This window comes from Zymomonas mobilis subsp. mobilis ATCC 10988 (assembly GCF_000175255.2).
Classification (GTDB): Bacteria; Pseudomonadota; Alphaproteobacteria; order Sphingomonadales; family Sphingomonadaceae; genus Zymomonas; species Zymomonas mobilis.
This window is the reverse complement of record NC_017262.1, coordinates 1710260-1723104: the sequence shown is the minus strand read 5'-3', so window position 1 is coordinate 1723104 and position 12845 is coordinate 1710260. Positions and strand designations below refer to the sequence as shown.

8 protein-coding genes are annotated in these 12845 nt (G+C 48.3%); 6 read left to right on the top strand and 2 right to left on the bottom strand.

The genetic code is table 11. The features are described from left to right. Window positions 1-322: 322 nt before the first annotated feature. From secB to ZMOB_RS07790, 4 genes are all read left to right on the top strand, one after another. Complete coding sequence (secB, locus tag ZMOB_RS07805; protein WP_011241388.1) at window positions 323-817, top strand: protein-export chaperone SecB; 495 nt, start codon at window positions 323-325, stop codon at window positions 815-817. 84 nt (window positions 818-901) lie between these two features. Beyond that, window positions 902-2515 carry a murein biosynthesis integral membrane protein MurJ gene (murJ, locus tag ZMOB_RS07800; protein ID WP_011241389.1) on the top strand — a complete coding sequence of 538 codons (1614 nt, stop codon included), beginning with the start codon at window positions 902-904 and terminating at the stop codon, window positions 2513-2515. Window positions 2516-2535: 20 nt separating this feature from the next. Next, the gene (gene trpS, locus ZMOB_RS07795; protein WP_014501097.1) at window positions 2536-3561 is read left to right on the top strand and encodes a tryptophan--tRNA ligase; all 1026 of its coding nucleotides are present in this window, start codon (window positions 2536-2538) and stop codon (window positions 3559-3561) included. A 118-nt stretch (window positions 3562-3679) separates the two neighbouring features. Beyond that, window positions 3680-4354 carry a DUF4136 domain-containing protein gene (locus ZMOB_RS07790; protein ID WP_014501096.1) on the top strand — a complete coding sequence of 225 codons (675 nt, stop codon included), beginning with the start codon at window positions 3680-3682 and terminating at the stop codon, window positions 4352-4354. 73 nt (window positions 4355-4427) lie between these two features. Here ZMOB_RS07790 and ZMOB_RS07785 read toward each other — a convergent pair whose 3' ends face one another. Beyond that, window positions 4428-5525 (bottom strand): anhydro-N-acetylmuramic acid kinase, encoded by a 1098-nt coding sequence (locus ZMOB_RS07785; RefSeq protein ID WP_011241392.1) that lies wholly within the window; start codon window positions 5523-5525, stop codon window positions 4428-4430. Between the two features lie 165 nt (window positions 5526-5690). Between ZMOB_RS07785 and tyrS the strand changes: the two genes are divergently transcribed. Continuing rightward, window positions 5691-6920 (top strand): tyrosine--tRNA ligase, encoded by a 1230-nt coding sequence (tyrS, locus tag ZMOB_RS07780; protein ID WP_011241393.1) that lies wholly within the window; start codon window positions 5691-5693, stop codon window positions 6918-6920. Window positions 6921-6979: 59 nt separating this feature from the next. Here tyrS and recG read toward each other — a convergent pair whose 3' ends face one another. Further along, window positions 6980-9058 carry an ATP-dependent DNA helicase RecG gene (gene recG / locus ZMOB_RS07775; RefSeq protein WP_014501095.1) on the bottom strand — a complete coding sequence of 693 codons (2079 nt, stop codon included), beginning with the start codon at window positions 9056-9058 and terminating at the stop codon, window positions 6980-6982. A 207-nt stretch (window positions 9059-9265) separates the two neighbouring features. On the opposite strand from recG, the gene mfd reads away from it, so the two are divergent. Further along, on the top strand, window positions 9266-12769 hold the full coding sequence (gene mfd / locus ZMOB_RS07770; RefSeq protein ID WP_014501094.1) for a transcription-repair coupling factor: 3504 nt from the start codon (window positions 9266-9268) through the stop codon (window positions 12767-12769). Window positions 12770-12845: the final 76 nt, after the last annotated feature.

The following is a 12845-nucleotide window of genomic DNA, read 5'->3' as shown; positions in this document are numbered from 1 at the left end:
AAAAAGACACAAAGAAGCGGTATTATTTATGCAAAAAGAAGCAAAAAAGACTTCATTTGAAGGGTTTTCTTTGAAAAAGTCGATTATTGTCATCAATATTAAAGATTCCCGAGCGTAAAAGCTCGATAGGTGAAAGCAATATTCAAAAGAGAAGCCGCTGGATTAAAGAGTAGAGTTTATCTTATCCGAGTGACTATAATTTCATTTACCCTTGGGCGCTTTGTTCCTATCGAACAAAAATGCCCGTCGATCATTTCTCTTTCATGATCGGGTGTTTTGCGCCATCATTCAAGATCACTTTAAACGCAGCGAGGATGCCATTATGTCAGGAAACAATTTTAATGCTTCAAATGCGGATACCGACCATTTGCCGCAGGTCAGTATTCTTGCCCAGTATATTAAAGATCTTTCTTTTGAAAATCCTAATGCTCCGGCTGTGTATCAGTGGCAGACCCAGCCTCATATCGAAGTGCAGTTCAATATCGGCACCCAGCCCATGGCACAGGATGTCTATGAAGTTGCTTTGAAAGTCGATGTTTCTGCCAAAGCAGACGAAGGCGTCGTTTTCCATGTCGAGCTGGTTTATAATGGTTTATTTGCTATCAAGAATGTTCCGGCAGACCAGATTCAGCCTTTCCTTTATATCGAAGCCCCGCGCATCCTGTTTCCTTTCGTCCGGCGCATCCTTGCCGATTCCGTCCGTGATGGTAACTTCCCGCCTTTGATGCTGGAACCAATCGACTTTGCCGCGCTTTATATGCAGCAAACGGAACAGCAGGATATGTTGTCCAATACCGAGCCAGCCGGTCAGGCTTAATCATGCATTCTATTTTATAAGGGTCACCATGATGTGAGAAAGCCGCTTTTGAGCGGCTTTCTTCACTTTTATCCAGATGACGATATGACAAATAAAACTCAGCCTGCCTCCGGACGATTTCATCTTTTCAAAGCAACCGCGACTATCGGGGGATTGACCCTTATAAGCCGGATACTCGGATTTATTCGAGATACCCTTGGCGCGCAATATCTTGGGGCTGGGTCGGCGAATGATGCCTTTTTGATCGCATGGCGATTACCCAATCTTTTCAGAGCCTTATTTGCAGAAGGCGCTTTTGCTTCTGCCTTTGTGCCGATGTTTAACCGCACAATTTCCGAGGCTGAAAAGAAAGGGCAAAACGGCTTTGCCGCCGGATTACGATTTGCCAGTGACGTGTTATCTGTTCTGTTACCCTTGCTGATTATTTTTGAAATAGGGATGATCGCTGCCGCTGCCCCTATTGTGCGCATCATGACGGGTGGCTTCCCGATGGGAAGCGCCGGTGAATTTCAGTTGGCTGTTTTTTTAACGCGGCTAACAATGCCCTATCTAGCGCTTATTTCGATTGTGACCCTTTTGGGCGGGATTCTAAATTCCCTTCATCGTTTTTGGGTGAATGCCGCCGCCCCTATTTTGTTGAATGTCGGGTTGATTATCGGGCTGGTCTTTTTTCGCAGCAATAATCCAGCGATGACAGCCGAGACCCAAGCGATTGCGGTCAGCCTGTCAGGCGTTTTGCAATTAGGCTGGCTAATATGGGCTTGCCGATCGGCAAATGTCCGTCTTTATCCCCATTGGCCAAAATTAACACCTGCAGTTAAAAAGATGCTTTCGATCACTTGGCCTGCGGCCTTGGGTGCGGGTGCTGTGCAATTTAATCTGTTGATTTCAACCGCTTTGGCTGCCCGTTTTTTACCTGAAGGCGCCGTTTCCTATTTATATTATGCCGATCGTCTTAATCAGCTTCCCCTCGGATTGGTGGGGATCGGTATTGGCACCGCTATTTTACCGAGTTTATCACGACAATTGGCAGAAGATCAGACGGAGGCGGCTATTCACACCCAGAATAGGGCGATTGAATTAGCTTTGTTTCTAACGGTGCCTGCGGCTTTCGGTCTGGTCATTGCTTCGATGCCGCTGATTTCCGCCTTGTTACAACATGGAGCCTTTTCCGCAAGCGATAGCATCCATTCGGCGCAAGCCTTGACCGCTTTTTCGCTGGGGTTACCGGCCTATGTTTTGATTAAAATTCTGACCCCCGGATTTCATGCCCGCACCGACACCCGCACCCCTGTCCGTGTTGCGATCATTGCGATGCTCCTTAATCTGATATTGAATTTGTTATTCATTAAGCCTTTTGGTCATGTCGGTCTGGCTTTATCAACGGCAATCGCGGCTTGGGCAAATGTCATCATGCTTTACGGATTATTGCGGCATAGAAATCATTTCGCCTGCGATCGCCAGCTTTTTACCCGCACGATCAAAATCATTATTGCTAGCCTTGTTATGGCCGCCGGATTATGGCCTTGCCTTCCTTGGCTTAACCATATGGCAACGGGCGGTGTCGCCTATCGGATCGCCACTCTTTCCTTATTATTGCTGTTTGGTTCTGTTTTATATTTCGGAACAGCCGCTTTGATTGGCACATTCCCTTTAAAAGAAATAAAATTTTACTTACAGCGTCGCTATAAACGATAATCTTAGCAGGTATCAAAAATATGATGAGTAAGAATAAGCGCATTGTTTCCGGTATCCAGCCAACCGGAAATCTTCATCTCGGTAATTATCTGGGGGCTATCCGTAATTGGGTTGTCATGCAAAACGAGATGAAAGACGGCGATAGCTGTGTCTTTTTTCTGGCTGATCTCCATGCCATTACCATGCCGCAAGCACCGGATGAATTAGCCGAAAATATCCGCAATATGGCAGCAACTTTGCTGGCTTCGGGCGTTAATCCCGAACGAGCTGTCTTTTTTGCTCAATCTGATGTGGCCGCCCATTCCGAAATGGCATGGTTATTGAATTGTGTTGCCCGTATCGGTTGGTTGAACCGGATGACCCAATTTAAAGAAAAATCCGGTAAAAATCGTGAAGGAGCCTCTGTCGGCCTTTACACCTATCCGGTTTTGCAGGCCGCTGATGTCATGCTGTATCAGGCAACCCACGTTCCGGTTGGCGAAGATCAGAAACAGCATCTAGAATTGGCGCGCGATATCGCAACAAAATTCAACAATGACTATGATGATAAAATTTTTACCTTACCGGAACCGATCATTCAAAAAACCGCTGCCCGCGTGATGTCGTTAAGAAATGGCAGCTCGAAAATGTCAAAATCCGATCCGTCCGATTTAAGCCGGATCAATTTGACAGACAGCAATGACGATATTGCCCAGAAAATCCGCAAGGCAAAAACCGATCCCGATCCGATCCCTGAAAATGAAGAGGGTTTAGCCGATCGTCCTGAAGCCAAAAATTTATTGGGCATTTACAGTGCGTTAAAAGGCGAAGCCCTTGGCGATATATTGCAGCAATTTGCTGGTCAGGGTTTTGGTCAATTCAAACCCGCCTTGGCTGATCTGGTTGTAGAATCGATTGCGCCTATCCGCGACAAATTATCGAGCTTCAAAAATGACCCCGCCGAGATTGACCGTATTTTGTCACAAGGCGCCGAAAAGGCCGCAGTGATTGCCGAAAAAACCTTAGACAAGGCCTATCGCAGCATGGGTTTAAGACGGCGGTCTTAAAAGACATTCATCTTGGGTTCACTCTCGATAGACAAATTTTATTATAACATATTTTGTTATATATAACTTTTCTATAAAGTGGCTCCGGCAGGGTTTTAACGGGAAGAGGGATACGGACATGCGTCCTATAACATTAAAAATAGCCATCGCATCTTTGGCTTTTCTATCTTTATCTGCCTGTGAATCGCCTTTCAGAGCGAATGTAACCCGCTTTCAGATGATGCCGCCCCCTGCCGGACAGAGTTTTGTTATTCAGGCCTCCAATCCCCAAGATAAAGGCGGATTGGAGTTTGAGCATTACGCCGATATTGTCGCCCATCAATTATGGCAGCAAGGCTATCAACCCGCAGCCCCCGGCGCGCCTAGCACCCTGATCGTCAAGCTGGATTACGGTATTGATAACGGCCAGCAAAAAGTAGCCTCCACCTCTTATGGCTATGGTGGCTGGGGTGGTCCTTGGGGCGGCTGGGGCGGCCCTTGGGGTGGATGGGGTGGCTATGGCGGCTGGGGCGGCGGCTGGGGTGGCTGGGGCTACGGCGGTTGGGGCGGTGGCTGGGGTGGCGGCACCGACGTCTATAGCTACACCCTTTATACGACCTTCTTTAAGATGGAGATTGACCGCAGCAATGATGGTCAGCGCGTTTTTGAAGGCCGTGCCAGAGCGCAGGTTACAACCGACAACATGACCCAGTTGGTTCCTGATTTAATTCAGGCAATGTTTGTCAATTTCCCCGGCCATTCCGGTGAGGATGTTGAGGTCAAACTGACTAACGACAAGAAGAAGCATAAATAACCGAATAGAGACTATCCGGTGGCATCAGCCGCCGGACAGTTGATATTATCGGGGCAGCAATAATCTTCAAATATCAGATATAATGGATACGGCCACCCGTCATAGGATGCGGCACCCCTGTTGTTTTAGGGAAGCTGATAGGCTTGTTAAATACCCGTCTGACCGCGAGATAGGCAAAGCCTTCGGCCTCAGTCGCATCACCATTTAAATGGAAATCTTCAATTGGCTGGACAGGCATTTTCAAACTGTCATGCAGCATTTTCATCATCGTCACATTATGACGACCACCACCGGCCACAATAATCTTTGAAGGTCTTTCAGGAAAGAAAGACAGCGATCGGGCAACCGATTCAGCAGTAAAAGCGGTCAGCGTTGCAGCACCATCCTCGATCGAGAGATTGGCGACCGCCTCGATTGAAAAATCGCTTCTATCCAATGATTTCGGTGGTAATTGCGAAAAGAATTTCTGGCTCATCATCGCATCGACCAGATCGTGATGGACAACGCCTTTGCTCGCAATAAGACCGGATTCATCATAATCGAGGCCAGTTTTGGCCTTGACCCAATCATCAATCATTCCGTTAGCGGGGCCTGTATCGCAAGCAATGAGGTCGTTTTCATCCGCCCCAATCCAAGTAATATTCGCAATCCCGCCAAGATTAAGCACCGCCAAAGGGTGAGAGGCTTCGCTAAATAATGCCCAATGATAGATGGGGAGCAAAGGAGCGCCCTCGCCGCCTGCTTGGACATCATGAGAACGGAAATCATCGACTACGCTGATTTTGGTCGCCTGTGCCAAAGCGGCGCCATCACCGATTTGCCATGTCCAGCCCAAATCCGGCCTATGAGCAATTGTTTGACCATGGAAGCCGATGACTTTGATAGCCTGATTACCTAACGCATTCTTTTTCAAAAAATCTTTGACTGCCTGAATATGACGGAGCGTTACAATATGTTCGGCCTGATAAATCACTTCATCTTCGGGGATGAAACAAGGTGCCGCCATCGTCAAAGCGCGACGACAGGCTTCGCGCAGGCAGGCTTTATCCGTATCCGAATAAGGATAGGAAGCAAAATTCAAAGGCTTTACTTGTTTTTCGCCATTGGTTTCAATCAAGGCGACATCAACACCATCTAAAGACGTGCCGGACATAAGTCCGATTGCCAGCATCCAATTTCCCCCGATTTCTATTTTCCAGCCCTTTGATCTTTTCTTCACAAGCTGAAAACCATAGGAAGCTGTTTATTCGACTTTAATCCTTAAATCCCCTAAACAGCAATCTGCATTTCCCGAGGCTTGTCTGTTTTTACAGCGATTATTCCTAATAGGCACATTATGACACAATTTCGTTCTGATTTTCTGCGTTTACTGGAAACGCGAGGGTATATCCATCAGATTACTGATGCAAAATCATTGGATGAGAAGGCTTCGCAATCTGTCATTGCCGCCTATATCGGCTTTGATCCTACGGCGGCCTCTTTGCATGTCGGTAGTCTTTTGCAGATTATGATGTTGCGGCGATTGCAACAAGCTGGCCATAAACCAATCGTTTTGATGGGCGGCGGCACCGGAAAAATCGGCGATCCTTCTTTTAAGGATGAAGCCCGTAAATTGCTGGATGAAGACACGATTAAGGCCAATATTGCCTCTATCAAGCGTGTTTTTGAGCATTTTCTTCATTTCGGTGATGGCGAAAATGATGCGGTAATGGTCGATAATGCCGAATGGCTTGATCGGTTGGAATATATTCCTTTCCTGCGTGATGTCGGTCAGCATTTCTCGGTCAACCGGATGTTGAGCTTTGATTCCGTCAAATTACGACTCGATCGGGAACAATCCTTAAGTTTCCTCGAATTCAATTATATGATTTTGCAGGCTTATGATTTCCTCGAATTGTCCCGCCGTTTTGGCGTTTGCTTGCAGCTTGGTGGTTCCGATCAATGGGGCAATATCGTCAATGGTATCGAGCTTGCCAGACGGATGGATGGGAAAGAAGTCTTTGGATTGACCAGCCCGCTGATGACCACGGCAGATGGGGTCAAAATGGGTAAAACCGTCGGCGGTGCTGTCTGGTTAAATGGCGATATGTGTTCGCCCTATGATTATTGGCAGTTTTGGCGGAACACCCATGATGCCGATGTTGAACGCTTTTTGAAATTATTCACCGATCTGCCACTGGATGAAATTGCCAGATTGGCTGCCTTGGAAGGGAGCGAAATTAACGAGGCCAAGAAAATCCTCGCCAATGAAGCGACCAAATTGGCGCATGGTGAAAAGGCCGCAGAAGAAGCCGCCGCAACCGCCAAGAAAACTTTTGAAGAAGGCGCCGCTGGTGACGCCCTACCAGTGATGAAGGTTTCAGACTCTTCGATCAGCTTGGTTGATGCTTTGGTCGGTTTGGGATTGGTGGCTTCCAAAGCCGAAGCCCGCCGGATGATTCGCGGTGGTGGCGCGCGCATCAATGGCGAAAAAGCCTTGGATGAAAAAGCCGTTATTGAGGTTACCGCCGAAAATATCCGTATTTCTGCCGGTAAAAAGGCGCATGGCGTTATTCAAGCCGGATAATCGCCTGTAATGACGCGGGGAAAGGGTAAGGTTTTGCCTATTTCCCCGCTGATTTTCATTCAGCCCGACCGCAGGAAACTAACACCAGCATCGCGTTCAAAAAGGTAGAGGGCTATTCGCGCAGCCTGCCCCCTTTCACCCGACAATCCGCCGTCACGATCAACCAATAATCGGGCATCATCATTCGCTATTGGCAGCAATTCAGAGAGGTCTTCAGGAGAAGCAATCTGGAAATGAGATTCACCTGATTGCTTGGTTCCCAAGATTTCACCACTGCCTCGCAATCGTAAATCTTCTTCGGCCAGCCGAAAACCATCGTTACATTCACGGATAAGAGCCAAACGTTCCCTTGCCACCGAAGTGAGTTCTTCGCTCCGTAAAAGCAGACAAATTGAACGACCGCCGCCACGCCCCACGCGCCCCCTTAATTGATGGAGCTGTGCCAAGCCGAAACGTTCGGCCTGATCGATAATCATCAAGGTCGCATTGGGGACATTAACCCCGACTTCAATCACGGTTGTCGCGACCAGAATCGCAATTTTACCCGCAGCAAAGTCATCCATAACCTTGTCTTTTTCAGCGGGTTTCATCTTGCCATGCACTAGCCCGACTTTTTTCCCGAAATGCTGTTGAAGCAAAGAAAAGCGTTGTTCAGCCGCCGCGATTGCATTTGGAGAAAACGCTTCTTCAATATCGGCTTCACCGACGGCCGGACAAACCCAATAGGATTGCCCCCCTTCGGCGATATGGCGGCCAAGAGAGGCGATTATTTCAGGAATTTTCCGGCTGGAAATCACCCTTGTTTCGACCGGCTGACGACCAGGGGGCATTTCATCAAGGCGGCTAACATCCATTTCACCATGCGCCGTCAGCATCAGGCTGCGTGGAATAGGCGTTGCTGTCATAACCAATAAATGCGGGGTATGAATGGCCTTTTCAGCCAGCATCATCCGTTGGGCGACCCCGAAACGATGCTGTTCATCAATAATAGCGAGACCCAGATTTTTGTAGCTAACCTTTTCCTGAAAAATGGCATGGGTACCAACCAGAAGATGAATAGAGCCGTCTGCCAATCCCATTAAGGTGGATTCTCGCAATTTGCCTTTATCTCGCCCAGTCAAAAGGGCGATATTCACCGGCAATCCGGCAAGCTGTTGGCTTAAAGTCTCAAAATGCTGACGAGCAAGAATTTCTGTTGGGGCAAGTAATGCCCCCTGATACCCCGCTTCGGCGGCAATCAGCAGGCTATGCAAAGCGACCCATGTTTTACCCGAGCCGACATCGCCTTGTAACAATCGCAGCATCGGAGAGGCTTGCTGCATATCGCCTTCGATTTCGGCAAGGGAACGTCTTTGTGCGCCCGTTGGCTGAAAAGGTAAATTTAGCGCATCCCGTAAATGACCATCCCCCTTTAACGGGAAGCCCCGTTTCCGCCGGTTAGCCGCACGAATAAGTTTTAAAGCCAACTGATTGGCAAAAATTTCGTCATAGCCAATTCTTAATTTAGCCGCCCGATCATCGGGATGCTGATGTATCCTTTCAACTGCCTCTCGCCATGAAGGCCATTGATGTTTTTTGAGTAGGCTCGGTTCAATCCATTCGGGTAAATCCGGTGATTTTTCCCATGCTTGCCGGATAAGCTGCCCAATACGACGATGCGTCAGGCCATCCGATAGAGGATAAAGGGTTTCTTCGAGCGGGATGCTGTTTTCTTCGCTTAACGGCACGATTTCCGAAGGGTGGACAATTTGTAATTGCTCTTGATAGATATCGAGCTTACCAGAGACTAAACGGGTTTCTCCGATGGGCATCAGTTTTCTTGCCCAACTGCTGTGATTACCAAACCATAGAAGCTGAATCTGACCACCAAAGGGGTCTTCGGCCAAAATACGGAAAGGCCCGCGACCGGAAGGATGGCGATACTCCTTGGCTGTCAGGGTCAGAATAACCGTGGCACCGACGTCTTTGGCATTGACCTGATCTGATTTAACGCGCCGCATCTGTCCACTGGGCAGATAAAAAAGCAAATCCTTGAGGCGCGTCAGCTGACGCTTTTTTAAAGGTTTGAGTAAGGCCGAACCAACCCCTTTCAAGGATTCTGTTTCGGCAAACAGCGGATTAAGAATATCTGGGCGCATAGCTTATGGCATAATCGGTCAAAAGCAGAGTTCAACTCTTTCGTTTCGATTTTTTCCGGTAATCTCCGTAAATAAGGTCGAGCTTGGCTTTTATCTTGATAGCCGGATTTATCTGGCGGTTATATTATCGCAAGGCTGTCTTTACTTTTAGGAGACGGCATTGCAGACCATCTGACAAGGCAGCGTCTCAAATTCTGAAGGAAGATAATGTTTGTAAATCCGGCGCAGATATTAAAAGCAGAACAGCCCTTGACCTTGTCCGGCGTGGAAAATGGTTTCAAGCCTTTAATTCTGTCTGACCTTGCCCGTGCCTTGCAGGCGAAAAGTAAAGCGGGTCGGTTGGTTTATATAGCCTCTGATGAACAGGCAGCGCACGCCATGGCTGATGCGGCGGGGTATTTTGCACCGGAATTAAAAATTATCTCTTTTCCGGCTTGGGATTGTCTGCCTTATGATCGGGCATCACCTTCCCTGCCCCTTTCTGCGACCAGAATAGCGACTTTACATCATCTTCAAACGCGCCCGCAATCGCCGGAATTACTAATTACAACGGTAGAGGCCGCGTTGCAGCGGTTATTGACGCCTTTCCGATTACGACAGCTTTGCCAGACCTTGGCCGCCGGTGTTCGATTGGATCGGGAAAAACTGGTTACGCTGTTACGAGCGCATGGCTATCAACAAAGCGAAACCGTCAGTCAGTCGGGGGATTATGCTATCCGTGGTGGCTTGGTCGATTTATGGCCAGCGGGTTTACCTTATGCCCTGCGTCTCGATTTTTTTGGTGACGAGATAGAAACGCTACGGCAATTCGATCCAACAACGCAGCGCAGCATAGCCGAAATTGACAAATTCAATCTTTTACCCGCTTCAGAAGCCTTGCTGGATGCTGAGAATATCAAGCGTTTCCGCAGCCATTACCGCGAAATCTTTGGCGCGGCGGCAACCACTGATCCGCTTTATCAGGCGGTATCAGAAGGACGGCGGCTGGCAGGAATGGAACATTGGTTACCTTTATTTGAAGAAAAGCTGGTCACCTTATGGGATCATCTCGCCGAAGAAGATGCGGTTTTCTATGACCAAGCCTGCTTGAAAGTAGCCGAACAGCATTTTGAAGCTATTCAAGATTACTATAGCCACCGCAAAAATCCCCAGAGTCAGGAATCCGGTAGCTATCGTCCGTTGAAACCCGATTTACTGTATCTTGATGATGCAGCTTGGCAAGAGCGCCTTCAAATATCAAAAGCCCATCAGATAACGGCTTTTCATATACCCCCTGCCCCTGATGTTATTGATCTGGAATCAACTCTGCCGCGTGATTTCGCGCCCGAAAGACAGCAAGGCAGCAATATTTATGAAGCGGTTGTTGACTATATTGGCGCACTGAACAACCAGAATAAGCGGGTTATTATTGCCTGCTATTCCAAAGGGTCGCGAGAAAGATTGACCGGCCTGTTACAGGATCACGGTTTAAAAAGAACGCTGGCAGCCGATAGCTGGCAGGAAGCCTTGGCCGCTGCTGATAGCAGCCGATCTCAAGTAACCGGCGCGGCGGTCATGCTCTTGCCGCTCGATCATGGTTTTATTGCCGGTGATGTCGCCCTGTTAAGCGAACAGGATATTTTAGGCGACAGGCTGGTTAGAAGAGCGAAAAAGCGAAAATCGGCTGATGCCTTTATGGCGGAGTTGGCAACGCTCTCTATCGGTGATTTGGTGGTGCATAGCGATCACGGTATTGGTTGCTATGACGGGTTAGTGTCGATCCCAGTCGGCAATGCGCCGCATGACTGCGTTGCCTTGAGCTATCAAGGCGGTGACAAGCTCTATGTGCCGGTTGAAAATATCGACACCCTGAGCCGCTATGGCAATGCCAGTGAAAGCACCGTTTTAGACAAGCTGGGCGGCGTGGCATGGCAGGCCAGAAAATCCAAAATGAAAGAGCGCATTCGCGCTATTGCCGGTCAGTTGATGGCGACTGCTGCCCAAAGGGCGTTAAGACAAGCCCCTGTCGCATTGGCTGATCCGGCCAGCTATCCGGTTTTTGTTGATCGTTTTCCTTATCAGGAAACCGAAGATCAGGAACATGCCATTTCTGATGTCATCGAGGATTTAGCCAAAGGGAAACCGATGGATCGGCTGATCTGTGGTGATGTCGGTTTCGGTAAAACAGAAGTCGCCTTGCGAGCTGCCTTTGTTGCCGCCATGTCAGGGTTACAGGTTGCCTTGGTTTGTCCGACCACCTTGTTGGCGCGGCAGCATTACAGCAATTTTCTCGAAAGATTTGAAGGCTTCCCGCTTCAAATTGGTCGTCTTTCTCGATTGGTGCCTGCGAAAGAAGCCAAAGCCTGCCGTGAAGCTTTGGCTGATGGAACGATTGATATCGTTATTGGCACCCATGCTATTTTATCGAAAACGATTGATTTCAACCGTCTGGGCTTGGTTATTGTTGATGAAGAACAGCATTTCGGCGTTGTCCATAAAGAGCGCCTGAAAGCCCTGAAAAATGATGTTCATCAACTTACCTTGACCGCAACGCCTATCCCAAGGACGCTGCAAATGGCGATGTCAGGCCTTAGGGAGCTATCAGTTATCCAAACCCCGCCTGTCGACCGCTTGGCTGTCAGAAGCTATGTCATGCCTTGGGATCCTGTAGCGATCCGTGAAGCCTTGTTGCGGGAGCATTATCGCGGCGGCCAGAGCTTTATTGTGGTTCCAAGAATTTCCGACCTTGCTGATCTCGAAAAATTCCTGTCGGAACAGGTGCCGGAAATCCGGTTTGTTATTGCCCATGGTCAAATGGCAGCTACCGAAGTCGAAAACCGGATGTCGGCTTTCTATGACAAAAAATTTGATGTTTTGCTTTCGACAACGATTGTTGAATCCGGTCTGGACATCCCCAGTGCCAATACGATGATTGTCTATCGGGCGGATCGTTTTGGCCTGTCACAGCTTTACCAGATCAGGGGTCGCGTTGGACGCTCTAAGACCCGCGCCTATGCTTATTTAACAACGCCGGTTAACCATTCTATCAGCGAAACAGCCGAAAAAAGGCTGCATATCCTTTCAACTTTGGATTCATTGGGGGCTGGTTTCCAATTAGCCAGCCATGATCTTGATATTCGCGGTGCGGGTAATTTGTTGGGGGATGAGCAATCTGGCCATATTAAAGAAGTCGGTTTTGAATTGTATCAATCAATGTTGGAAGATGCGATTTTGGTCGCCAAATCTGGTGGATTGATTGATGAAAAAGAAAATGAAGAATTTTCACCCCAAATTACGGTTGATGCGCCTATTCTGATTCCTGAAGACTATGTGCCTGATCTGGGTCTTAGAATGGCTTTGTATCGCCGGATGAACCAGATCAAGAATCGCGAAGAGATCGAATCATTTGCAGCCGAAATGATCGACCGTTTTGGGTCATTGCCCAGCGAGACCAAAAATCTGTTAGCCGTGATTGAAGTAAAAATGAATTGCCGCCAAGCGCATATCGGTCGCCTTGATGTCGGGCCGCGGGGTGCTCTGATTACTTTCCATAATGACAATTTCCCAAATGTCACCGGATTGCTAGCCTATATTCAGAAATTAAAAGGCACTGCCAAATTAAGACCCGATCAGAAGCTGGTTATTCAGCGCAACTGGCCTGACCCTAAAAGCCGCCTGAATGGATTGATGCAGCTTTCCCGTGGCTTGGCCAAAGTAGCGATTGCGTCATAAAGGGAAAAGATTTTTAGGATAAGGAGAAGGCTCTTGCGTGAAGCAAGGGTCTTTTTTTTAAATTGTAAGGAAGAGA

Coding starts and splice junctions, on each gene's coding strand:
- secB (WP_011241388.1), top strand. CDS start 323: ATGTCAGGAAACAATTTTAATGCTTCAAATGCGGATACCGACCATTTG.
- recG (WP_014501095.1), bottom strand. CDS start 9,058: ATGCGCCCAGATATTCTTAATCCGCTGTTTGCCGAAACAGAATCCTTG.
- trpS (WP_014501097.1), top strand. CDS start 2,536: ATGATGAGTAAGAATAAGCGCATTGTTTCCGGTATCCAGCCAACCGGA.
- tyrS (WP_011241393.1), top strand. CDS start 5,691: ATGACACAATTTCGTTCTGATTTTCTGCGTTTACTGGAAACGCGAGGG.
- ZMOB_RS07790 (WP_014501096.1), top strand. CDS start 3,680: ATGCGTCCTATAACATTAAAAATAGCCATCGCATCTTTGGCTTTTCTA.
- mfd (WP_014501094.1), top strand. CDS start 9,266: ATGTTTGTAAATCCGGCGCAGATATTAAAAGCAGAACAGCCCTTGACC.
- murJ (WP_011241389.1), top strand. CDS start 902: ATGACAAATAAAACTCAGCCTGCCTCCGGACGATTTCATCTTTTCAAA.
- ZMOB_RS07785 (WP_011241392.1), bottom strand. CDS start 5,525: ATGCTGGCAATCGGACTTATGTCCGGCACGTCTTTAGATGGTGTTGAT.